Genomic DNA, 21,431 nt, shown 5'->3' on the forward strand with positions numbered 1-21,431 from the left:
CGAGTGCTAATCCCCTGAGGGTGCGTCTTACAATGCTGCACGCAAATAGCCATTATGTTGCTGTAGATCCTGGCGAGCCTGCTCGGCACTCACGCCTTTCAGAATCATCAAAATGGCTGGTTTTACGTTAAACTCGGTTTGTGATAAGGCATTTTCAGCCTCTGCACGGCTGGCCCCGGTGGCTTCAACCACAATACGACAAGCGCGATCAACCAACTTCACGTTAGTCGCTTTCACATCTACCATCAGATTTTGATAAACCTTACCCAGTCTCACCATCGCCCCAGTGGATAGCATATTCAGTACCAACTTCTGCGCGGTGCCCGACTTCATACGCGTAGAACCAGTGAGGGCTTCCGGCCCTACTACCGGTGAAATCGCAACCTGAGCTTCTTGCGCGATAGGAGAGTCTGGGTTACAAGAAATAGCCGCCGTTGGGCACCCAAGTTGGCGGGCATAACGTAGCGCACCGATGACATAAGGCGTGCGACCAGAAGCTGCCAGCCCGACCACCATATCAGTTGCCGTCAGCTTTAAATCTTGCAGATCCCGCACACCGAGCGCGATATCATCCTCAGCACCTTCCACCGCTTTGAATAAAGCACCCGGGCCACCGGCAATTAGACCAATCACCCTGCCATGAGGCACACCAAAGGTCGGTGGGCATTCGGAAGCATCCAGCACGCCGAGCCGACCACTGGTACCGGCCCCCAGATAAATGAGCCGCCCACCTTGCTTTAAGGACTCCGCGGCTAAATCTACCGCTTGAGCGATAGCCGGTAACACCAAACGAATGGCCTCCGGCACTTTGCGATCTTCATCATTAAAGCAGGTCAACATTTCGAGCGTAGAGAGCTTATCCAGCTCCATCGTGGCCGGATTACGACTTTCTGAAATCAATGCTCCTAGATTCATGACATGTTCCTCTTTGAATATTTAATTCATAAAATATAATATATAATTGAATATTATATTCTATAAAGCGACTATTTTCTTGCGCCATTCATCGAATGATCAGCAAAAAAGGGTGCTATGCTCCATCACTTGCCCTTTATCTTGAGTCTTTCCGGGTATTATTAAGCTCTCCCGCATTCAGGAACTGATTTATGAGTAGTCTTCTTCGCATTCGTCAGCTTTATCCAACGCTGGCACAAAATGACCGTAAGTTAGCCGATTTTCTGCTCACTAATCCTGAGCAGGCACGTCATCTTAGTTCGCAAAAGTTGGCGCTGCAAACCGGGGTTAGCCAATCTGCAGTGGTTAAGTTTGCCCAAAAATTAGGCTATAAAGGCTTCCCGGCGCTAAAACTGGCCCTGAGTGAAATTGTCGCGGCCCCGGCACAGGCAGTGACACTGCATAATCAGATCTTGAGCACTGACAGTTTAAAAATCGTTGGGGAAAAACTCCTGAGCGAGAAAGCCGCAGCACTACGGGCCACCTTGGATATCAATAGTGAAGAACGACTTACGCAAGCATTAGAGATGTTATTGTCGGCACGACGGATTATTCTAACCGGTATTGGTGCTTCGGGGCTGGTGGCAAAAGATCTGGCTTATAAGTTACTGAAAATAGGCATTATGGCGGTCTCCGAAACCGATATGCATGCACAACTGGCCGCAGTACAAGCATTGGATGCACGGGATTTACTGCTGGCTATCTCATTTAGCGGCGAACGCCGTGAGATAAATCTGGCGGCTGAAGAAGCACAGCGTTGTGGTGCCAAAGTGCTGGCATTGACCAGTTTTTCCCCCAACAGTTTGCAGCAACGTGCCGATCATTGCTTATATACCATTTCGGAAGAACCCGCGATTCGCAGTGCCGCGATCTCCTCAAGTACCGCGCAATATGCTCTGACTGATCTATTATTTATGGCGATGATCCAACAAGACTTGGAAAGCGCGCAGGATCATATTAAGCACAGTGCGGCACTGGTAAAAAAACTGGTCTAAGGATACCAGAGGGGTATAATCCCCCGCAGTTGAGAATACCCGACCTAAGGTAAGAGAAAGCATGGCCCTGTTGATCACTCGTAAATGTATTAATTGCGACATGTGCGAGCCGGAATGCCCTAATGAGGCAATTTCCATGGGTGCAGAGATCTATCAGATTGATCCGATGCGCTGTACGGAATGTGTCGGTCATTACGAAACACCAACCTGCCAGTTGGTCTGTCCTATCGATAATACGATTGCTATCGATCCTGCCTGGGTTGAGAGTAACGAACAATTGTGGGATAAGTTTGTCCAACTGCATCACGCCGAACGTTTGTAATCCCCGCAGCAAGACTCGTTTTTAATACCAACAATATACTCGCGCATAACAAAAAGGGCGGCATTCGCATGCACGCCCCTGCTCTCTTTCACCACTATTCGCGGCTAAAACGGGCCTAGCTTTCAATAATTACGGTCGCGCAGGCATAACGCCGTTCATCGGCCAACGTTACATGTAAGGATTTAACACCCAGCTCAGCGGCCAATTCTGCCGCGCGCTGATGTAAACGCAGCGTCGGCTTACCCAGTGCATCGTTAACAACTTCAAACTGATTAAATGCCAAGCCATTACGAATACCAGTACCAAATGCCTTGGCCGCGGCCTCTTTAACGGCAAAGCGTTTTGCCAGAAAACGAATTGGCTGCTGATGCTGCTGATAGTGCTGCCATTCCGATGGGCTAAGGATACGCCGCGCCAGTTTTTCGCCACTGCGCTCCACCACCGCTTCAATCCTTGAAATTTCAACAATATCAGTGCCTAACCCCAAAATCGCCATTAACGACGCGCTTCCCGCATTAATACTTTCATCTCAGTAACGGCAGCTGCAAGGCCCGTCATTACGGCCTGACCAATAATTGCATGGCCGATATTCAGCTCATGAATCTCTGGTAAGGCTGCGATTGGTTGCACATTGTGATAGGTCAGGCCATGACCGGCATTCACTTTCAACCCTTTGCCTGCGGCATAGGTCGCAGCTTTGGTGATACGCACTAATTCAGCTTGACGCACCAAATCGGTGGTGGCATCTGCGTACGCACCGGTGTGGATTTCAATATAAGGGGCACCCACGGTAACGGCTGCATCAATCTGGCGCATATCGGGATCGATAAACAGTGACACCAGAATACCGGCCTCAGATAATCGACTCACCGCAATGGTCATTTTATCGAGTTGACCGGCAACATCTAGCCCGCCTTCGGTGGTAACTTCTTGGCGTTTTTCCGGCACCAGACAGCAAAAGTGCGGTTGTAACTCACAAGCAATATCAACCATTTCATCGGTAACCGCCATCTCCAGATTCATGCGGGTCTGGATAGTTTGGCGCAAGATGCGTACATCTCGATCAGTGATATGGCGGCGATCTTCACGTAAATGCACGGTAATACCGTCGGCACCCGCTTGCTCGGCAATAAACGCGGCCTGAACAGGGTCGGGGTAAATGGTCCCACGTGCATTTCGTAATGTCGCAATGTGATCGATATTGACGCCCAACAACAAATCAGCCATGACAGCCCTCCAGATATGGATGCATCTTTAATAGGTCAATGAGCACGCAAAAACCGGCCCTTAAACGCATAAGTGCCTTGCAGTTTACACCGACTAGACTGTCAGCGGATAGGTAACTGTACGGGAAAGTTGATGATGGGCAGTTTAAAACATGAAGGTATTGCTACTACGGCACTGGATCCGCTGGTGGCTTAATCACAAACTGACGAAACAGTTCGCGACTTTTTAACGGTTTACCCCCCAAATAGGGTTTGAGGGCGATGCGGGTGAAGCGCTTGGCTGCACGTAAAGTATCGGCATCAGGAAATTCACGGTTAGCCAAAGCCGATAATTGGCGGCCAGTAAAGCTATAGTGATCAACCACCAAGCTGGCGATAAATCCTTTTTCTTCCCGATAGCGGTAGGTCATGGTCTCTGACACCGGCTGACCACTCCCCGCACAGTGGAGAAAATCCACACCATAGCCAAGATGAGCCAATATCGCCAATTCAAACTGGCGCAGGGCATATTCGGGCGATCCATCACTGCCTGCCAAAGCCTGTAAGCAATGCAGATAATCGAAGAATAAAGCAGAGTAATTGGTTTGATGTTCTAACACGCGGGAAAGCAGCTCATTGACATATAAACCGCTATACAACATAGAGCCAGTCAATGGAAGAGCCAGTGATACTGGCTCAGCACTGCGTAAGGTTTTAACTTCACCACGCCCGGTCCAGCGAACCAATAATGGCGTAAAAGGCTGCAAGCAGCCTTTTAGATTGGAGCGGCGACCCCGCGCACCTTTGGCCAGCACCCGCATGCGACCTTCCCCTTCAGTAAATAAATCCAGCATCAAACTGGTTTCACTATAGGGTCGCCCATGCAGGACAAATGCGCGTTGCCAACCGTCCATTGGCGAGTCTTACTTCAGATCGTCGGTATAGCCTAAGCTGCGCAATGCACGTTCGTCATCTGCCCAGCCTGATTTCACTTTCACCCACAGCTCAAGATGCACTTTTGCTTCGAACATTTGTTCCATGTCCTGACGGGCTTCAATACCAATGGTCTTGATTTTCGAACCTTTATTACCGATGACCATTTTCTTCTGGCCTTCGCGTTCAACCAAAATCAGCCCATGGATGTTATAACCACCGCGCTCATTTGGGACAAACTGTTCAATTTCAACTGTTACTGAGTAAGGTAATTCCTCACCCAAGAAGCGCATCAACTTTTCGCGAATGATTTCTGACGCCATAAAACGCTGAGAGCGGTCAGTGATATAATCTTCCGGGAAATGATGACCCGCTTCCGGCATAAGCTTGCGCACGATGCCAGCGATGGTATCCACGTTCATCCCTTTCTCGGCAGAGATTGGTACGACGTCCAAGAAATTCATCTGCTTACTTAAGAACTGAATATGGGGCAACAGCTTGGTTTTGTCTGTTACGTTATCAACTTTGTTGATCGCCAATAATACCGGGCATTGTAAACTGCGCAGCTTATTAACGACCATTTCATCGTCGGCAGTCCAATTGGTGCCTTCGACTACAAAAATCACTAATTCCACATCACCGAGAGAGCTGCTTGCCGCGCGATTCATTAAGCGGTTAATCGCGCGTTTTTCTTCAATATGCAGCCCCGGGGTATCAACATAAATGGCCTGATAAGGCCCTTCAGTATGGATCCCCATAATACGGTGGCGTGTGGTTTGTGGTTTACGTGAAGTGATGGAGACTTTTTGCCCCAACAGTTCATTTAGCAAAGTAGATTTACCCACATTCGGGCGACCTACAATTGCAATAAAACCACAATACGTTTTTTCTACTTCGCTCATTCAAGCTCCAACTGTTTCAGCGCTTGTTCCGCTGCCGCCTGCTCAGCTTTACGGCGACTTGAGCCGGTACCTATTACCGGTTCATTCAAGCCACTCACCTGGCAGTGGATAGTAAATTCCTGGTCATGTGCTTCTCCGCGAACCTGCACAACCAGATAAGAGGGCAATGGCAGATGACGGCCTTGCAAATATTCTTGCAAGCGCGTTTTCGGGTCTTTCTGCTTATCACCAGGGCTGATTTCTTCCAACCGACTGCGATACCAGTCGAGAATCAGCCGTTCAATCATATGAATATCGCTATCTAAGAATATACCGCCAATTAAGGCTTCTACTGTATCCGCCAAAATTGATTCGCGACGGAAACCACCACTTTTCAATTCACCCGGCCCAAGGCGTAAACATTCACCGAGGTCAAATTCACGGGCCATTTCAGCGAGTGTATTTCCTCTAACCAATGTGGCACGCATCCGACTCATGTCCCCTTCATCGACACGGGGAAAGCGACGATACAGCTCATTGGCAACAACGAAACTTAATATAGAGTCACCCAGGAACTCCAAACGCTCATTGTGTTTGCTACTGGCGCTACGATGAGTCAGTGCTTGCAGCAAGAGCTCCTGCTGTTGAAAAGTGTAGCCCAGCTTCCGCTGTAGCCTGTTTATTACGATGGGGTTCATGAGTTACCAATAGATCAAGAATGCGTCAAAAACTACAGCATACGGAACAGGTCTGATCCGCCAATATTGCAGGACAAAACTGTTTCGTTTGCAGTGGCTCCCATAAAGAAGCCAACTTTTATCGCTCGAAGGGTTATTCTACAACGAGTGGAAATATAATGCTGCGTTTAAATACCCTGCTTACTTGAAGTTGCAGCAGTGCTAGCGGCGTTCAAATCTACTCCCAGCAGATTTGTCACCCGAATTACTGACTTTTGTCGGTTCATCGGGATGTGCTCGTTTGCTACCTGGCTGCAACTCCACCATCTGGGTATAGCCGATACTAATGGATTCCACCAATTCGACTTAAACGAACACCCGTTGGCCATTCACCTTCTTGCTTTTCAAAACTCATCCAAATAGCAGTGGCCTTGCCAACTAGATTACGTTCCGGCACAAACCCCCAGAAGCGGCTATCTGCACTGTTATCCCGGTTGTCGCCCATCATAAAATAGTGACCTTCCGGCACCACCCAAACCCCTAAAGGCTGGTTAGGTTGTTGATAATAAGCGCCTATCTGCTCCTGACGCCCAGGGACGGTCAGAATATGGTGTGCCACCGGCCCAAGAGTTTCGGTGCGCTCACGCAAACGTACCCCACCATCAGGCACTGCCTGATTTGTCGGGATTTGGAAGAAGCCAGCAGAAGCCTCGCCATTGCCGCTATAGCGGAATGTCTGCACAAAATCGCTTGGCTCAGATGCACTGTAAGTAATTGGCAACGCACTATCACAAGAAGTACCGGTATTACATGCAGGCTGCACCGTCACTTCCTTGCTGATTGGATTATAGCTAACGCGGTCACCCGGTAAGCCCACTACACGCTTGATATAGTCCAAACGCGGATCGAGCGGATATTTAAATACCGCGATATCACCACGTTTTGGATGTCCCGTAGGGATCAGCGTAGTTTGCGTGATGGGATCTTTAATACCATAAGCAAACTTCTCAACCAGAATGAAGTCACCGATCAATAGCGTTGGCATCATCGAACCAGAAGGGATCTGGAACGGTTCGTAAATAAACGAACGAACGATAAATACCAGAGCTAACACCGGGAAGACTGAAGCACAAGTCTCTATCCAGCCAGGCTGCCTTGCCGCCTGTGCTAAAGTCTTATTATCTACAGCACAACCCGTTTGTGCCTTGATCGCCGCAGTTTGCGCATTAACTGCCGCAATTTTTGCCTGGCGAGCCGGTCCCCATTTAAACCGCTCGAAGCACCAGATAATCCCTGTCAGCAGTGTTGCTATCGCTAAAATCAAGGCAAACATGTTAGCCATCAAAACTCCTTATTTGCTGTCTTTTCCAACGTGCAGAATAGCCAGGAAAGCCTCTTGCGGTAATTCAACGTTACCGACCTGTTTCATACGTTTTTTACCGTCTTTCTGTTTCTGCAAAAGTTTCTTCTTACGGCTAACGTCACCGCCATAACACTTCGCCAGTACGTTTTTACGTAACTGTTTCACAGTAGAACGGGCAATGATGTGGTTACCGATAGCAGCCTGAATTGCAATATCAAATTGCTGGCGCGGGATCAATTCTTTCATTTTCTCAACCAGATCACGGCCACGGTATTGCGCATTATCACGATGGGTAATAAGCGCCAGCGCATCTACACGCTCGTTGTTGATTAACACATCAACACGCACCATGTCAGAGGTCTGGAAACGTTTGAAATTGTAATCCAGCGAGGCGTAGCCACGGGATGTCGACTTCAGGCGATCGAAGAAATCGAGCACCACTTCAGCCATCGGAATTTCATACGTCAGCGCCACTTGGTTACCGTGGTAAACCATGTTGGTCTGCATACCACGTTTTTCAATACACAACGTGATGACGTTACCCAGGTATTCCTGCGGCAACAGCATATGACACTCAGCAATTGGCTCGCGTAGCTCTTCGATGTTGTTCAACGCCGGCAGCTTAGATGGGCTATCAACGTAAACGGTTTCCTGACTGGTGGTGATCACTTCATATACGACCGTCGGTGCGGTGGTGATCAACTCCAGATCGTACTCACGCTCCAGACGCTCCTGAATGATCTCCATATGCAGTAAGCCGAGGAAGCCACAGCGGAAACCAAAGCCCAATGCGGTGGAGCTTTCTGGTTCGTAGAACAAAGAGGCGTCATTAAGACTCAACTTGCCCAGAGCATCACGGAAAGCTTCATAATCGTCTGAACTAATAGGGAACAGACCGGCATAAACCTGTGGTTTTACTTTCTTAAAGCCAGGTAATGACTTCTCCGCCGGGTTACGGGTCAGAGTCAATGTATCGCCGACCGGTGCGCCTAAAATGTCTTTTATCGCACACACCAACCAGCCAACCTCACCGCAGTTCAACATATCGCGATCTATACGTTTTGGTGTAAAAATACCGAGGCGCTCAGCATTATAACTCTGCCCGGTACTCATTACTTTAACCTTATCGCCTTTACGCAATGAGCCATTTTTAATACGAATTAACGATACAACACCCAGATAATTATCAAACCAGGAATCGATAATTAGCGCTTGTAATGGACCATCAGGATCACCCTCTGGCGGCGGAATATCACGCACCAAACGCTCAAGGATATCGGGTACACCTACACCAGTTTTCGCTGAGCAACGTACCGCATCAGTCGCATCAATGCCCACGATGTCTTCAATTTCTTCCGCAACACGCTCAGGGTCAGCAGCCGGCAGGTCGATTTTATTTAAAACAGGAACCACTTCCAGATTCATTTCCATCGCGGTGTAGCAGTTCGCCAGCGTTTGTGCTTCAACGCCTTGCCCGGCGTCAACAACCAGCAATGCCCCTTCACAAGCCGCTAAGGAGCGGGAAACTTCATAAGAGAAGTCAACGTGACCAGGCGTATCGATAAAGTTGAGCTGATAGGTTTGACCATCTTTAGCATGGTAATCAAGCGTCACGCTCTGTGCCTTGATGGTAATACCACGCTCACGCTCCAGATCCATAGAATCCAGTACTTGAGCGGCCATTTCACGCTCAGATAATCCGCCACAAATCTGAATAATACGGTCCGACAGCGTCGACTTACCGTGGTCAATATGGGCAATAATAGAAAAGTTTCTTATGTGCTTCATTTATATGAATTTTTCTCTAGTCGTTGTCTTTAATTAATTATTGGTGGACACAGCGATGGACTCAAACCCAAAACTACCCACATAAATATGCACGCATCTTACACTGTAAGTCTGCCTCGTGAAAGGCATCACACTTAGCTTGTTAGCTGATTTATCCTGTTAAAATGTATCAACGCCTTACCTTACATCGCTATTGATAGTACATACTCTTAGCGCTGTTCCGTGCTGATATCCCGGTAAAAATAGTTTAATACCAATAACTTTATTGTGCCTATAGCTTATAAAGCTCGCTAGTGTGTATTATTTAACTGATTATAATCAGCACGATAGATACCCTACACGCCTAATTTAGTGGTGCACATATTTCTATTTTGTCGAACTGATGATTAATTCATTTTCGGAAAATGCTCATTTACCCTGTTGGATAATAATTTAAAGTATTCATGTGATTTTATAACAACCAAGTGAAATATCCTCTTGGCGGCCATATGGAGAATATTATGATTGATGAAGGAAAAATACTGAGCCGCCATGAGTTTAGAAAAAATAACTCCAGAGCCACTATCGTCGCAATAATACTTATATTAGTATTTAGTTTTATAATAATTACTTTATCAATGGCGACATCTATTTTTTCAACCCCATCAATTCTTTCGATCTTATGTGTCGCTATTGCAGCTATCTCGCTGAGTACCTTCCTGTATTTGCGCTTACACTGTAATCCAATGTTTACCTACTTTCTTTATGAGAAAGGAGTACGGGTCTTCAATCATCACAGTGGAAATGTCTATTTTATTACATTTAATAAAATACAATACATTCATAAATACCATACAGGAGTAAACCCTAATGGCAAAATTAACACAATGGCATTTCGCACCTCTAAACTTCAGCCATGGAATATTATAATTAATAATATAACTAATGCTTACCCGCTGATAAACACAATCATCCATCAACAAGTCATGCATGTCGGGATAGTAAGTTTAAACTCTTTATCCCGAGGGAAAGCAATTGTATTTGATGTAATTAAAAAGAATGACAACTGGCTAAAATCACTCATATACCATGGTCTTTTAAATGTAATCATGGTGAAAAATGTTCAGATGGATACAACTCCACTTTCACTTAGTGCACACTCATTAATTACAACAGACGGTATTATCAGCATTGAAGACATCCTGCGTGTCGAGACGTTACGCGAGAAAGATCATGATAAAATACGCTTATTTGATGCTAAAGGTAACATACTTTTCTCAGTAGATTACTCAGCGCTTATCAGTGCCGATCTTTTTATTGCTTTAGTTGAACACATGATACAAAACCGTATTCCGGCCTATCATGGCTAAGAGAAAGGAATTATTCTGTTACTGAATTCGTATAGTCGTTGGGGGTAAACCAATCTGTAGAATCATTGGTTGATAGTCACTCTGTCCTTCAATTCTGCTGGCTAATGTTCTGGCGAGCAAAAAACCTAGCCCAGCACCTAAAATAGCGCCTAGAGCAGTAAAAGCATCGGTAACAAATAAAGCCTGAAATAAACCGCCACCCGCAATCAATCCGGCTAAAGGCGTTAGATAAACCAAAGAAGCAGAACGTAATAAACTCCCCTCACTAATACCAACTTCAACCTTTTGACCAGGTTCAAGCGGTTGCGAGATAGCTATTTGTAATTGGTGCTCCGACTCCGGCCCCAATTCATTTAATAAATGACTACCGCATCCAGTGCGCGCATTGCAACTCCCACAACCAGACTGTGGTTCACAACGCAATAGAGCAACACCATTTTGCCACGAAATAACTGTAGCCCATTCTTTCATCATTTTGTTGATTCCAAAACAATACTGTCAGCGATACGTTTTGCAGTTGTAGGCGGAAGCTCGCCAACTATGGTAATTTCAACATTATTACGAGCTTCAGTATGCACAGTTCTACGACCTTGACGTAAGGATTGCTCTGAAGGCGCATCTTTACCCGCCGGATTTATATTTACTGAAAAACTGAATAACCCATCAGAATATAACCGTGATTCTGTTGGTGCATCCATATTCGGTAATGTACGGCGACTGCGTGAAACCTCGGAAACACCTTCCGGCAACCAACGTGGGGCCCAGGTAAAATCAACCTTGGTTTTAGCGGGTAATGCAAGCAATGGCGGTAAAGAGAGCTTTACCATACCTTGCAAAATATCCTGAATAGGTTCACCGATAGCAAAAGAAATCACACGAAATTGCTCAAGTGTTTCACCATCACGATCTAACAAATCTACCCGCATTGGGAGTTTGCTCGTTTCATCCATCCAAATAATATAGCTGTATCGGGTACTGTCACGGGCGACTACCCGAATAACCTGACATGGTCGGTCTGCAATACGGGCACGGCCAAGTGCAATATAGTTATAGAATTTTGACAGCTTTTCAAAATCGGGGAATACGATAGACGGCAATGCATCAACTATATGTTCACCCGCCAGAGTGAAAGCATCGAAACCAGGCTCGAAATAACTTATTTCATTACCACGCTGTAAGATCTCAGTGCGTGGGCCATCCATACGCAGCAATTGCGCAAAGGTTTTTTTATCTAAAATAGCATGTCGATAGCGAAGAGAATCAATCCCTTGCTTATTAACATTAATGTAGGATAGCTCATAGTTGAGCGACTGGCTGGCACTGCTCATTTCCTGCAACATTGCTATCGGCGTCGTTTCCGCCGAAGCAATTGTTGGCATGAACAGGCTGCCCGTCATTAAACAGACGGAGAACCAAAGTTGCTTCATTACTGCTGCTGCATTCCTAAGGACTGAGTTCCGGGAACCTGAATAGCGGCTTGTGTCGATGTTGAAGGCTGCTGCAACACGTCAGTTTGTGGCAAGCGGCGTTGCAATTCAAAATCTTGCAATTGAGTCATCATATTGACTCGCCGACGTTGCTCCTGAACCTGATGCTGTTGAGACGTTCCGAAAGAACCATCAGCAGGCACACCAAAACTTACTGGCGAGGCTTTACCCATCATCGGTAAGGTATTAAATGCAGGTGATTCTGGTTGCAAATTACCTGATTCGGGTTGGTTGTATTGTTGGACCCCAACAATTACCGCTAGAGAAACACACGCGGCAACCCCAACCTGAGTAATCTGGCTGGCCCATGGGCGAACTTTTTGCCAGAAAGGCATTTTCTGCCAGACATGAGGTTGTGGCTGAGATTCAGGCACAGCAATAGGTACAAAACGAGCAGGCTCGTTTTTGAGTGCCTCTGCGACTCGGCTGGCGATATCCAGATGCAAGACTTCACCAACATCCCCCCGCAGGGTATCACGGATTAAATGATAGCTCTGCCAGCTTTGCTGCAATGCTTTATCTTTCGATAAAGAACCAAGCAGCTCACTATCGAGAGTTTCTCCGTCCATCAGAGCGGAAAGCTTTTCTTTCTGCATGCCAAATACCCTTTATGTGTCCGCTTATCGCTGAATTAGCGGCTGAACTTTATTATCGATAGCCTCTCTGGCACGGAAGATACGGGAACGAACAGTACCGACCGGACAGTCCATAATCACAGCTATCTCTTCATAGCTTAGACCATCTAACTCCCTGAGTGTAATCGCCATCCGCAGATCTTCAGGAAGTGACTCTATGGTTTTAAAAACTATCTGCCTCAATTCTTCAGACAACATTAAGTTCTCAGGGTTCGATATTTCTTTCAATGCACCCGCATTTTCGTAATTTTCAGCATCATTTGCATCCACATCACTGGATGGCGGGCGCCGCCCCTGAGCAACTAAGTAATTTTTTGCTGTATTCACAGCAATACGGTAAAGCCACGTATAGAAAGCGCTATCGCCACGAAATGACTCCAATGCACGATAAGCTTTGATAAAAGATTCCTGAACTACATCAGGGACATCACCCTGAGGCACATAGCGGGATACAAGGCTCGCAACCTTATGCTGGTATCGAATTACCAGTAAATTGAACGATTGCTGATCACCTTTCTGGACCCGTTCAACCAGCATCTGATCCGTTAACTGCTCGCTCATCCGAGGTGAACTCTCCCGAAATCTATCCTCACGCTAAAAGTAGTACTGCCAGCCATATCTTTATTTTCCTGAGCAAGCACACGCTTGGAGTTTATAAAAATTGCAAAGTTCCATGTTGCCAGATTATTTGTCTGAATATTCTTTAGACATCTTATAGCCATAGCTTTTGCTCTGGCAGATAGGCTAACATGAATTTCACTCTTCTTCTGCACACATCATACGATATGCAATCATCATCTGAACACGTTAGCGATGTATTGATCATCGGGAGTGGCGCTGCCGGTTTGTCATTGGCTTTACGCCTGGCGCCACATTGTAAAGTAACTGTTCTGAGCAAAGGGCCACTTAATGAAGGTGCCACTTTTTATGCTCAGGGAGGTATTGCTGCCGTTTTTGATGAAACTGACAGCATTAGTTCACATGTCGATGACACCCTGATTGCTGGGGCCGGGCTTTGTGATAAAGACGCCGTAGAGTTTATTGCCAGTAACGCCCGCTCTTGCGTGCAATGGCTTATTGATCAAGGCGTCCTGTTTGATACCGAAACCAATGCCAGCGGCGAAGAACGTTATCACCTTACCCGTGAAGGCGGCCATAGCCATCGCCGTATACTGCATACTGCTGATGCTACAGGTAAAGAAGTAGAAACCACCCTGGTAGGTAAAGCAAGGACCCACCCTAACATTTTAGTGAAAGAACGCTGTAATGCTGTCGATCTCATCACGTCCAATAAAATTGGTCTGACGGGCACTAAACGTGTGGTCGGCGCTTATATCTGGAACCGGGAGCTTGAGAAAGTTGAAACTTTTCGGGCTAAAGCGGTCGTTTTAGCTACCGGTGGTGCCGCCAAAGTTTACCAATATACCACTAACCCTGATATCTCTTCTGGCGATGGTATCGCCATGGCATGGCGTGCTGGGTGTCGTGTCGCTAATTTAGAATTTAACCAATTTCATCCTACCTGCTTGTTCCATCCGCAAGCGCGTAACTTCTTACTGACCGAAGCATTACGTGGCGAAGGTGCTTACCTTAAGCGCCCTGACGGCAGCCGCTTTATGCTTGATTTTGACCCCCGAGGGGAATTGGCCCCGCGTGATATCGTCGCCCGTGCCATAGACCATGAGATGAAGCGCCTCGGTGCTGATTGTATGTATCTGGATATCAGTCATAAACCGACTGATTTCGTGATGCAGCACTTCCCGATGATCTACGAAAAACTACTGTCGCTCGGTATCGATCTGACCAAAGAAGCCATTCCTATCGTACCTGCTGCTCACTATACCTGTGGCGGTGTAATGGTAGACCAACATGGGCGTACTGACCTGGATGGTTTATATGCGATTGGCGAAGTCAGCTATACCGGCTTGCATGGCGCTAACCGCATGGCTTCTAACTCTCTGCTCGAGTGCCTGGTGTATGGCTGGTCTGCCGCTGAAGATATTCTTATGCGCTTGCCACATGCCAAATTGGCGAAACATTTGCCAGACTGGGATGAAAGCCGTGTTGATAACTCTGATGAACGTGTCGTCATTCAGCATAACTGGCATGAACTGCGTTTATTCATGTGGGATTACGTCGGTATTGTGCGCACCACCAAACGCTTAGAGCGCGCTTTACGCCGTATCAATACATTACAGCAGGAGATTGATGAATATTATGCCAACTTCCGTATCTCCAATAATCTGCTGGAATTACGTAACCTCGTACAGGTCGCTGAGTTAATCGTGCGCTGTGCCATGGAACGTAAAGAGAGCCGTGGTTTGCATTATACGCTTGATTATCCTGATCAAATAGAGAATCCACAGCCTACCATTCTTCATCCATAATAGCTTTTCAGGGCGCGGTTCACTATCGCGCCCTGCTTATCCTGATTTTTGACTTATCACTACAACCACTTATCACGATAACTAATAGTTGAGATAAAACTCGCTGATCAACTGACAAAACTCAGGGGAGTAGACCCCTTCAGATTGACGCAAAGCTAAATGCTGATACTCCGTCTCTCCCGTCTGGCGCGATAACGTCAATAACATTCTATTTAGCGGCTTACCAGGACGATCCCTGATGTCTACTTGGCAGTGAACGAACCAGTTTTGTTGAATAGCAAGGCGGGAAAGTTCAATTCCCAAGTCATGAGGTAAAACCACACAAAACGCACCGCTCGGTGTGATAAGCTTCTCAGCACAGTTTAGTAAAGCATCATGCGTTAAGGAGCCGGTGTAACGCGCAGTATCGCGGGCCTCATCCCGGCAGGCGACCGCCGGAGCAAAATAAGGTGGATTGCTGACAATCAGATCATACTGATGAGGGTGGTTTTCAGCAAACTGGTGCACGTCCTGCTGATAAATACGAACCCGCTCAGCCCAGGGAGATGACGCCGCATTGCTGCTTGCCTGCCGTGCGGCTTCTGGCTCCAGTTCAACGCCATCAATCAATACCTCAGATGTTGAACGTTGAGCAATCATTAGAGCAATAAGTCCACTGCCACAACCGATATCCAACACTTTACGGGCTTTTTCCACCGGCACCCAAGCCCCAAGTAGAACACCATCAGTGCCTACCTTCATCGCACAGCAGTCATGTGCCACAAAGAATTGTTTAAAAGTGAAACCACCACCACGTAACACCGGTTTTTTTTTCAATTGTTCGCCCACATTAGTCACCAGAATCCATAACCGGCGTAGCATAGGACAATATGATTGAAGGGAAAAGACATCATTACCGCTTAAACAGGTGAAGAATTCGGCTAACCCGTCTATAATCGGCGCCCCAAGTAGAGGAAGACCATGACTGTAACCAATTTTTCCGAACTCGATCTCGATGAACGCCTGATTGACGCACTGCGCGACAAAGGCTATGAGCGCCCTACCGCCATTCAAGCTGCGGCTATTCCGCCAGCTATGGATGGGCGCGATGTATTGGGTTCGGCTCCAACAGGTACTGGCAAAACTGCCGCCTTTTTGCTGCCTGCCTTGCAGCATTTGCTCGATTTCCCACGCAAAAAATCTGGCCCGCCACGGATACTGATCCTGACGCCAACCCGTGAATTAGCCATGCAAGTTGCGGATCAAGCCCGTGAATTGGCCAAGCATACACAACTGGATATCGCCACGATCACCGGCGGTGTGGCTTATATGAACCACGCGGAAGTGTTTAGTGAAAATCAGGATATCGTTGTTGCGACCACTGGCCGCTTGTTGCAATACATCAAAGAAGAGAACTTTGACTGTCGGGCAGTAGAAACCCTGATTCTGGATGAAGCCGACCGTATGCTGGATATGGGCTTTGCGCAGGATATTGAAACCATCGCCGCAGAGACTCGCTGGCGTAAACAAACCTTACTGTTCTCCGCCACGCTTGAAGGTGAAGCTATCCGTGAGTTTGCGGAACGCATCCTGAATGAGCCGGTAGAGTTGGAAGCCGATCCATCTCGTCGCGAACGTAAAAAAATTCAGCAATGGTACTATCGTGCTGACAATATCGAACACAAAACCGCGCTGCTAGTGCATCTGCTCAAGCAACCGGAAGTGCAGAAATCCATCATTTTCGTCAGAACCCGTGAAAAGGTACACCAACTGGTTAGTTGGCTACGTGAGGCCGGAATTAACGCCTGGTTCCTCGAAGGTGAAATGGTTCAGGCGAAGCGCACCGAAGCCGTTATTCGTTTAGGCGATGGCCGGGTTAACGTTCTGGTTGCCACTGATGTGGCTTCACGCGGTCTCGACATCGACGATATCAGTCATGTATTCAACTTTGATCTGCCGCTGACATCTGATGTCTATCTGCACCGTATTGGCCGTACTGGCCGCGCCGGGCGCAAAGGTGTTGCTATCTCATTAGTTGAAGCGCATGACCATCTATTGCTGGGTAAAATTGGCCGTTATCTGAACGAACCATTGAAGCCACGGGTTATTGATGAATTACGCCCGACCAGCAAGGCACCAAGCGAAAAAACCACCGGTAAACCTTCTAAAAAGGTTTTAGCAAAGCGTAAAGAGCTAAAAGAAGCCAGCAAAGAGAAGGTAAAGGTTAAGGTACGTCACCGCGATGCCAAAAATGTTGGTAAGCGGCGTAAGCCAAAGGAAAAACCTGATACCAAGAGTGCTGATTGATTTAGCATTCTTGCGAAAAAGCCGCTTATAACAGCGGCTTTTTTATTATCAGCACGATGGCGACAACCTTACTGTATTCCGCACTCAAGTTGCGTTTTAGCCTATCCGGCTAATATTCTGCTACTGCTGATAAACCTCAGCGAGTTTCTTCCCGCGCAGCCAGGTATTCAATTGCTGGTGTTTTTGTTGCATTTCAGCACTTTGAATATTCAAAGGCGTCATGGCAAAATATTGTTGAAAGGTTGCCCCCTGCTTGTTGCGTAATTCAGGATCAGCACCGGCTTTTAATAGCCGCAATGCCAGATCTGGCGCATTGGTTTTGCCCGCTAAATGCAGTGGTGTATCCCCCATCCGATCAGCCATATTCGGATCGACCCCAGCAACTAACAGCAGGATAACCTGAACTCCGCGCCCAGCCATAACAGCCGCAGCCAATGGCGTCGCCAGTGTTACACTATTGCGCGCATTAGGTTTCATACGGCCTTCAAGTAAAATTTGCAGGTAATGCGCATCTTGCACACTAGCCGCCGTATGCCAGGCGGTATCACCCTGCATGCCCGACTGAAATGGATCAGCATGCTCTTGCAGCAACGCCGCTAAACTTTCTGGCTGTTGGTTGAGAATAGCCCACTGCATCAGGGTTACCGACCGATCACCTTGCTGCTGCAACAACTTTTCATTTGCTAACTGATGGATCTGTTTTACATCTCCGTGGACAATCGCATCAGCGATCGGTATTACAATCGGATCAGTAAAAGCTGTATTAATATCTGTCATCGCCTGCCCCTCAAAACTTATTAATGGCATCAAAACACCGTAGATGGCATAACGCAAATGGCGCCTCACCCTCATTGCCAGTGTCGATTCAGGCATACTGCCGCTCCCAAGGTTGTTGTTCACTCATTGAGCTGATCACTTTATCAATACTGTGTGCCGATAAGCGGCGTTCAAGGTGCTTATGTGGCAGCCAATCATCTATCCCAGTGAGTTTGTCACTATTTGTCAGAGTGATTTTATGGCCTACCGCATCAGGAATTAACCACGTAGATTCCTGTGCATCTGTCAGCAAATCATATTGTTCGCTATAGCAGCGCACACCACCGTTTCCTGCTGAAATCCGTGCTTGAGTGGGGTCCATACCAAGGCGATTTATGGTGTGGTCTGAAACACCCGCGGAATTAAATGTCACCGCAAATGTTCCACTCGCTAATGCTGCGGTCGCCGCCAAACCGCCCCCCAATGAGTGCCCGGTAATCACCAGCGCATCACCAAATGCCATTTTTGCGGTTTTCCCTACAGCAACGGCTTGATTATACTGTACATCATCGTAGCCAGTGGCTTGCCGGATGTTACTTAACCAATCATTTACATCATTGGTACCGGCAAAGGATAAAACATACTGCTGATTATCATGATAAATCCCAGCCTGAAATCCTGAAGCACTATTAAATAAACTCGCCGGATCTATTCCCGCAGCCAGTAACTCACCATCACTCAAACGTGTAAACCCGCCGATGCTACCAGCAGCAGGAGCGTAAACATCTTTAGCGAGTAATGCTAATGAATAGTCCCCTTGCTGTGATCCTTGTCCATTTGATATCGCAACATACTCACTCCCCGTCGCAGCTCCGTTACTTCGTGTCAGGCTAACGTTAGCTTGCATACTATAACAAAGCTCATTACCTGCCAGTGTTGCTGCTGTAAGATGAGTCGGTTGTCCCACTGAAGGCTTGTCTGCGGTGGTGACATCCCTCTTTGGCAGTTCCGATGGGTTCACTTGACTCATTAAACCTACTAATGCAGTAGGCCTAATCAAACTGACAGGTCCACTCATGCCAACTCCTTGTCGAAAGATAATCCAGATAATTAGTTCGGCGTTATGGGTTTATCTATCGACACATCGGATGATGTTCTTAAATGGAAATGATAAGATTTACTTATAAATATAGAGAAGTGTGATCGTTATCAAATTTATCGACCACTAAATAGCAGAGATGAAAAAGGGAGCCGAAGCTCCCTTAGAATTTTTGAATGACTTAAACGTTATGACAAAAATTACAGACTTTCAGTGAAAGTACGAGTAATTACATCACGTTGTTGTTCTGGTGTCAGGGAGTTAAAACGCACTGCATAGCCAGAAACACGAATCGTCAACTGAGGATATTTTTCTGGATTTTTCACTGCATCTTCCAGTGTTTCGCGGCGCAGAACGTTAACGTTCAAATGCTGACCACCTTCAACACGCACAGTAGGCTGCACTTCCAGTGGAACTTCGCGATATTCAATCTGGCCTAACTCACTGGCAGGAACTATCTGATCTTCGGCATAACCCGCTTTAGCGCAAACGCAGCGCAGTTCAGATTTTTCATCATCTAACAGCCAAAAAGAGTTCACTAAGGCTTCATTGTTAGCTTTAGTAATTTGAATACCAGTAATCATTTGGTGCCTCCATAATGCGGATATAAATTCCAAGGGGGAGAAACTATCTTGGTTATTTGGTAAAACCATTGTTGTCTTATTGTTCTATATACCAGTCAGACCGCCGCAATTCTTTGACTTAAATCAATCTTTCGACCACATCAGTAATAACTCCATCGCCAAATTTATGTTTTATATCAATTTTATCAAAACAACTGACAGCAAATATTTTTGTAAATTTTCAACATTTTTTGCATAAAAAGGTCAAGAAATCATCATTACGTCACAGAGTCAGGTTTAACGGTTTCACTCACCGGTTTGAACCGGTAAGCTAACGCACATCAATACTTTGCAGAAACCAAGGAGAGTGTTTATGTCTGCCTCCCTTACCTGGCACGATGTGATCGGCCTGGAAAAAGAACAGCCTTACTTTAGAGATACGCTGGCCTATGTGGCAGCAGAACGCAGTGCTGGCAAGACTATCTATCCTGCGCAAAAAGATGTATTTAACGCATTCCGCCTGACTGAATTGGATCAGGTTAAAGTGGTTATTTTAGGGCAAGACCCCTACCACGGCCCCAATCAAGCACATGGATTATCATTTTCTGTGTTACCTGGTGTGCCAGCGCCTCCCTCTTTGGTGAACATGTACAAAGAGTTGGCTACCGATATCCCAGGCTTTGAGCGCCCCAATCATGGCTTCTTGCAAAGCTGGGCCGAACAAGGGGTCTTGCTACTCAATACCGTGCTAACCGTTGAAGCAGGTAATGCGCACTCTCATGCTAACCTTGGTTGGGAAACCTTCACTGATAAAGTCATTGCAGCCCTGAATGAACATCGTGATGGGGTGATTTTTATGCTGTGGGGAGCACATGCCCAGAAGAAGGGCCGGATCATTGATACCCAACGCCACTTTATTTTAAAAGCGCCGCACCCATCGCCGCTGTCTGCCCATCGTGGTTTTCTTGGTTGTAAGCACTTTTCACAAGCAAATCAGCTACTGCAACAGCACAATCAACAAGCTATTGATTGGCAACCCAAACTACCAACAGCAGAATAAAATACCAAGATAGTTAAATAAAAAAAGGCACCCGAAGGTGCCTTTTTCACGTCAGGACACCTTAAGCTTTCGCTTTAGATACCGCAACCATTGCCGGGCGTAGCAAACGGCCATTTAGCGTATAGCCTTTTTGCATCACCATCATCACATGATTTGGTTCATGATCAGCAGATTCAAGCATCGTCATTGCCTGATGAACATCAGGATTAAACGGCACATGGGTATCAGCGACAACCTCAATGCCGAATTTACCTACTGCATCGAGCAGTGATTTCAGCGTCAACTCGACACCTTCAATCATCGAAGTCAGTTCGGTATTGCTTTTATCAGCAGTATCCAGTGCACGTTCCAGATTATCGATCACTGGCAATAATTCAGATGAAAATCTTTCCAGTGCAAACTTATGCGCTTTTTCAACATCCAATTCAGTACGACGACGGATATTCTCAACTTCAGCCTTAGCGCGTAGCAAGCTTTCGCGCTCACGCTGTACGGCTGCAGCCAACTGCGCTTCAAGCTCGGCAACACGCGGATCTACACCTTCACCCGTCTCTTGTGTCGCTTCCACTTGCTGCTCTGCTGCATTTTCCATTTCTTCCGAGACTTGCTCGTTTGGTGTTTTCTGTTCTTTACTACTCATGGATATCTCCGCGTTTTAGCATTAATCTCGCTACTTGGCTTATTATGGGGA

At 46.8% G+C, this 21,431-nt stretch carries 23 protein-coding genes; 6 read left to right on the forward strand and 17 right to left on the reverse strand.

The window, feature by feature from the left end; all coding sequences use genetic code 11:
- Positions 1-27: 27 nt before the first annotated feature.
- Positions 28-915, reverse strand: a complete 888-nt coding sequence (murQ, locus tag Q2T71_RS15575; protein WP_372559694.1) for an N-acetylmuramic acid 6-phosphate etherase — start codon at positions 913-915, stop codon at positions 28-30.
- Between the two features lie 191 nt (positions 916-1,106).
- Between murQ and Q2T71_RS15580 the strand changes: the two genes are divergently transcribed.
- On the forward strand, positions 1,107-1,949 hold the full coding sequence (locus Q2T71_RS15580) for a MurR/RpiR family transcriptional regulator (protein ID WP_372559695.1): 843 nt from the start codon (positions 1,107-1,109) through the stop codon (positions 1,947-1,949).
- Between the two features lie 61 nt (positions 1,950-2,010).
- A complete protein-coding gene (locus Q2T71_RS15585; protein WP_032906988.1) occupies positions 2,011-2,271 on the forward strand; it encodes a YfhL family 4Fe-4S dicluster ferredoxin in 261 nt (86 codons plus the stop codon).
- 115 nt (positions 2,272-2,386) lie between these two features.
- Here Q2T71_RS15585 and acpS read toward each other — a convergent pair whose 3' ends face one another.
- The 7 genes from acpS to lepA all read right to left on the reverse strand — a co-directional run bounded on the left by acpS (position 2,387) and on the right by lepA (position 9,118).
- Entirely contained in the window at positions 2,387-2,767 is a 381-nt protein-coding gene (gene acpS, locus Q2T71_RS15590) for a holo-ACP synthase (RefSeq protein WP_083163143.1), read from the reverse strand.
- A complete protein-coding gene (gene pdxJ / locus Q2T71_RS15595) occupies positions 2,767-3,498 on the reverse strand; it encodes a pyridoxine 5'-phosphate synthase (RefSeq protein WP_083163141.1) in 732 nt (243 codons plus the stop codon). The genes acpS and pdxJ overlap by 1 nt, the downstream gene beginning before the upstream one ends.
- 166 nt (positions 3,499-3,664) lie before the next feature.
- A complete protein-coding gene (gene recO / locus Q2T71_RS15600; RefSeq protein ID WP_083163139.1) occupies positions 3,665-4,390 on the reverse strand; it encodes a DNA repair protein RecO in 726 nt (241 codons plus the stop codon).
- A 9-nt stretch (positions 4,391-4,399) separates the two neighbouring features.
- Positions 4,400-5,311, reverse strand: a complete 912-nt coding sequence (era, locus tag Q2T71_RS15605) for a GTPase Era (protein ID WP_083163137.1) — start codon at positions 5,309-5,311, stop codon at positions 4,400-4,402.
- Positions 5,308-5,988 carry a ribonuclease III gene (rnc, locus tag Q2T71_RS15610; protein WP_083163135.1) on the reverse strand — a complete coding sequence of 227 codons (681 nt, stop codon included), beginning with the start codon at positions 5,986-5,988 and terminating at the stop codon, positions 5,308-5,310. The genes era and rnc overlap by 4 nt, the downstream gene beginning before the upstream one ends.
- A 322-nt stretch (positions 5,989-6,310) precedes the next feature.
- Positions 6,311-7,309: a signal peptidase I gene (gene lepB / locus Q2T71_RS15615; RefSeq protein WP_083163133.1), complete on the reverse strand. Its 999-nt coding sequence runs from the start codon at positions 7,307-7,309 to the stop codon at positions 6,311-6,313.
- 9 nt (positions 7,310-7,318) lie between these two features.
- Positions 7,319-9,118, reverse strand: a complete 1,800-nt coding sequence (lepA, locus tag Q2T71_RS15620) for a translation elongation factor 4 (RefSeq protein ID WP_083163131.1) — start codon at positions 9,116-9,118, stop codon at positions 7,319-7,321.
- 500 nt (positions 9,119-9,618) lie between these two features.
- On the opposite strand from lepA, the gene Q2T71_RS15625 reads away from it, so the two are divergent.
- Positions 9,619-10,467, forward strand: coding sequence for a hypothetical protein (locus Q2T71_RS15625; protein WP_372559696.1), 849 nt, complete (start codon positions 9,619-9,621; stop codon positions 10,465-10,467).
- Between the two features lie 18 nt (positions 10,468-10,485).
- Here Q2T71_RS15625 and rseC read toward each other — a convergent pair whose 3' ends face one another.
- From rseC to rpoE, 4 genes are read right to left on the reverse strand one after another with little or no spacing between them, the layout of a single operon-like run.
- The gene (rseC, locus tag Q2T71_RS15630) at positions 10,486-10,941 is read right to left on the reverse strand and encodes a SoxR-reducing system protein RseC (RefSeq protein WP_083163126.1); all 456 of its coding nucleotides are present in this window, start codon (positions 10,939-10,941) and stop codon (positions 10,486-10,488) included.
- On the reverse strand, positions 10,938-11,894 hold the full coding sequence (gene rseB, locus Q2T71_RS15635; protein WP_372559697.1) for a sigma-E factor regulatory protein RseB: 957 nt from the start codon (positions 11,892-11,894) through the stop codon (positions 10,938-10,940). Before rseB ends, rseC begins: the two co-directional genes overlap by 4 nt.
- A complete protein-coding gene (rseA, locus tag Q2T71_RS15640) occupies positions 11,894-12,550 on the reverse strand; it encodes an anti-sigma-E factor RseA (RefSeq protein ID WP_083163122.1) in 657 nt (218 codons plus the stop codon). The genes rseB and rseA overlap by 1 nt, the downstream gene beginning before the upstream one ends.
- Positions 12,551-12,574: 24 nt before the next feature.
- The gene (rpoE, locus tag Q2T71_RS15645) at positions 12,575-13,150 is read right to left on the reverse strand and encodes an RNA polymerase sigma factor RpoE (RefSeq protein ID WP_005159396.1); all 576 of its coding nucleotides are present in this window, start codon (positions 13,148-13,150) and stop codon (positions 12,575-12,577) included.
- 224 nt (positions 13,151-13,374) lie between these two features.
- On the opposite strand from rpoE, the gene nadB reads away from it, so the two are divergent.
- Positions 13,375-14,976 (forward strand): L-aspartate oxidase, encoded by a 1,602-nt coding sequence (gene nadB / locus Q2T71_RS15650; protein ID WP_193784795.1) that lies wholly within the window; start codon positions 13,375-13,377, stop codon positions 14,974-14,976.
- Between the two features lie 81 nt (positions 14,977-15,057).
- On the opposite strand, the gene Q2T71_RS15655 is transcribed toward nadB, so the two are convergent.
- On the reverse strand, positions 15,058-15,804 hold the full coding sequence (locus Q2T71_RS15655; protein ID WP_193784872.1) for a tRNA1(Val) (adenine(37)-N6)-methyltransferase: 747 nt from the start codon (positions 15,802-15,804) through the stop codon (positions 15,058-15,060).
- Positions 15,805-15,936: 132 nt separating this feature from the next.
- Between Q2T71_RS15655 and srmB the strand changes: the two genes are divergently transcribed.
- Positions 15,937-17,262: an ATP-dependent RNA helicase SrmB gene (srmB, locus tag Q2T71_RS15660; RefSeq protein WP_005188653.1), complete on the forward strand. Its 1,326-nt coding sequence runs from the start codon at positions 15,937-15,939 to the stop codon at positions 17,260-17,262.
- Between the two features lie 120 nt (positions 17,263-17,382).
- Here srmB and Q2T71_RS15665 read toward each other — a convergent pair whose 3' ends face one another.
- The 3 genes from Q2T71_RS15665 to grcA form a co-directional block, all read right to left on the reverse strand.
- On the reverse strand, positions 17,383-18,039 hold the full coding sequence (locus Q2T71_RS15665; protein WP_372559941.1) for an ankyrin repeat domain-containing protein: 657 nt from the start codon (positions 18,037-18,039) through the stop codon (positions 17,383-17,385).
- A gap of 88 nt (positions 18,040-18,127) precedes the next feature.
- Complete coding sequence (locus tag Q2T71_RS15670; protein ID WP_372559698.1) at positions 18,128-19,096, reverse strand: phospholipase; 969 nt, start codon at positions 19,094-19,096, stop codon at positions 18,128-18,130.
- A gap of 221 nt (positions 19,097-19,317) precedes the next feature.
- On the reverse strand, positions 19,318-19,701 hold the full coding sequence (grcA, locus tag Q2T71_RS15675) for an autonomous glycyl radical cofactor GrcA (RefSeq protein WP_372559699.1): 384 nt from the start codon (positions 19,699-19,701) through the stop codon (positions 19,318-19,320).
- A gap of 352 nt (positions 19,702-20,053) precedes the next feature.
- On the opposite strand from grcA, the gene ung reads away from it, so the two are divergent.
- Positions 20,054-20,740 carry a uracil-DNA glycosylase gene (gene ung, locus Q2T71_RS15680; protein ID WP_372559700.1) on the forward strand — a complete coding sequence of 229 codons (687 nt, stop codon included), beginning with the start codon at positions 20,054-20,056 and terminating at the stop codon, positions 20,738-20,740.
- Positions 20,741-20,801: 61 nt separating this feature from the next.
- Here ung and grpE read toward each other — a convergent pair whose 3' ends face one another.
- A complete protein-coding gene (gene grpE / locus Q2T71_RS15685) occupies positions 20,802-21,380 on the reverse strand; it encodes a nucleotide exchange factor GrpE (protein ID WP_372559701.1) in 579 nt (192 codons plus the stop codon).
- Positions 21,381-21,431: the final 51 nt, after the last annotated feature.

Source organism: Yersinia sp. 1652 StPb PI (assembly GCF_041538345.1).
Lineage (GTDB): Bacteria > Pseudomonadota > Gammaproteobacteria > Enterobacterales > Enterobacteriaceae > Yersinia > Yersinia enterocolitica_E.

Coding starts and splice junctions, on each gene's coding strand:
- murQ (WP_372559694.1), bottom strand. CDS start 915: ATGAATCTAGGAGCATTGATTTCAGAAAGTCGTAATCCGGCCACGATG.
- Q2T71_RS15580 (WP_372559695.1), top strand. CDS start 1,107: ATGAGTAGTCTTCTTCGCATTCGTCAGCTTTATCCAACGCTGGCACAA.
- Q2T71_RS15585 (WP_032906988.1), top strand. CDS start 2,011: ATGGCCCTGTTGATCACTCGTAAATGTATTAATTGCGACATGTGCGAG.
- acpS (WP_083163143.1), bottom strand. CDS start 2,767: ATGGCGATTTTGGGGTTAGGCACTGATATTGTTGAAATTTCAAGGATT.
- pdxJ (WP_083163141.1), bottom strand. CDS start 3,498: ATGGCTGATTTGTTGTTGGGCGTCAATATCGATCACATTGCGACATTA.
- recO (WP_083163139.1), bottom strand. CDS start 4,390: ATGGACGGTTGGCAACGCGCATTTGTCCTGCATGGGCGACCCTATAGT.
- era (WP_083163137.1), bottom strand. CDS start 5,311: ATGAGCGAAGTAGAAAAAACGTATTGTGGTTTTATTGCAATTGTAGGT.
- rnc (WP_083163135.1), bottom strand. CDS start 5,988: ATGAACCCCATCGTAATAAACAGGCTACAGCGGAAGCTGGGCTACACT.
- lepB (WP_083163133.1), bottom strand. CDS start 7,309: ATGGCTAACATGTTTGCCTTGATTTTAGCGATAGCAACACTGCTGACA.
- lepA (WP_083163131.1), bottom strand. CDS start 9,118: ATGAAGCACATAAGAAACTTTTCTATTATTGCCCATATTGACCACGGT.
- Q2T71_RS15625 (WP_372559696.1), top strand. CDS start 9,619: ATGATTGATGAAGGAAAAATACTGAGCCGCCATGAGTTTAGAAAAAAT.
- rseC (WP_083163126.1), bottom strand. CDS start 10,941: ATGATGAAAGAATGGGCTACAGTTATTTCGTGGCAAAATGGTGTTGCT.
- rseB (WP_372559697.1), bottom strand. CDS start 11,894: ATGAAGCAACTTTGGTTCTCCGTCTGTTTAATGACGGGCAGCCTGTTC.
- rseA (WP_083163122.1), bottom strand. CDS start 12,550: ATGCAGAAAGAAAAGCTTTCCGCTCTGATGGACGGAGAAACTCTCGAT.
- rpoE (WP_005159396.1), bottom strand. CDS start 13,150: ATGAGCGAGCAGTTAACGGATCAGATGCTGGTTGAACGGGTCCAGAAA.
- nadB (WP_193784795.1), top strand. CDS start 13,375: ATGCAATCATCATCTGAACACGTTAGCGATGTATTGATCATCGGGAGT.
- srmB (WP_005188653.1), top strand. CDS start 15,937: ATGACTGTAACCAATTTTTCCGAACTCGATCTCGATGAACGCCTGATT.
- Q2T71_RS15665 (WP_372559941.1), bottom strand. CDS start 18,039: ATGACAGATATTAATACAGCTTTTACTGATCCGATTGTAATACCGATC.
- Q2T71_RS15670 (WP_372559698.1), bottom strand. CDS start 19,096: ATGAGTGGACCTGTCAGTTTGATTAGGCCTACTGCATTAGTAGGTTTA.
- grcA (WP_372559699.1), bottom strand. CDS start 19,701: ATGATTACTGGTATTCAAATTACTAAAGCTAACAATGAAGCCTTAGTG.
- ung (WP_372559700.1), top strand. CDS start 20,054: ATGTCTGCCTCCCTTACCTGGCACGATGTGATCGGCCTGGAAAAAGAA.
- grpE (WP_372559701.1), bottom strand. CDS start 21,380: ATGAGTAGTAAAGAACAGAAAACACCAAACGAGCAAGTCTCGGAAGAA.